Raw genomic sequence first — 676 nt, forward strand, 5'->3', positions numbered from 1 at the left:
GGGCGTTGATATGATTCCCATTGTCAAATAGATAAAAGTGTCCTTACCGGAGACCCAAAAATCTCCGGTAAGGACACTCTGACAGTCGGACTTTGGCGAGTAAGTGTCGGCGGTTGACCTTGCTGATATCCGCGAGTTTGGTTATTCGCATTACTTGTGTTCGCCGCAGGAGCCTTGCCTCAGTCTAGAAGCGCGGATGTGACCGCTTAACGCCCTCGAGGATTGCTCGCACCGCTGCCGCCGTCCGGCGCTGCCAGAGTGATTTTTAAATGTAATTCAGTACGCTTGTTGTGGCATATCGACATCAAAACCTTGGGCTAAATCCCAAATGTAGCCTGTCAGTTCGCGAGCCACAGCGGTAACGACCTTATTGTATTCTTTGCCTCTTGCTTTTAAGGCATGAAAGCGTCGACATAGGCGCTGCTGGATTTCCCATGAGCGAGTTTGCAGTTTGATAGAGTGCTCTTGTTGGCGACTTTCCAATTCCCTCGAGACCCTAGCGGGGAAACGATAGGCCCAGGCCGATTCAATAAGGATGCGTCTGGCGTGACTATTGCCGCACTTAGTGATGCCGCCACGCCGTTCCCGCTGACCACTGGAGTGTTCGCTGGGTGTCAAACCGACAAAGTTCATCAGTGAACGCGGAGAAGCAAAGCGTCTGAGGTCACCCAGTTCC

Annotated in this window: 1 protein-coding gene; it reads right to left on the reverse strand. The window is 52.2% G+C overall.

The genetic code is table 11. The annotated features are described in order from the left end of the window. Nucleotides 1-276 precede the first annotated feature (276 nt). A partial coding sequence (locus tag HCX89_RS22640; RefSeq protein ID WP_167717525.1) for a transposase occupies nucleotides 277-676 on the reverse strand: 400 nt, incomplete at its 5' end.

Origin of the sequence: Shewanella sp. Iso12 (assembly GCF_012030025.1) — a bacterium.
GTDB classification, from domain to species: Bacteria; Pseudomonadota; Gammaproteobacteria; order Enterobacterales; family Shewanellaceae; genus Shewanella; species Shewanella algae.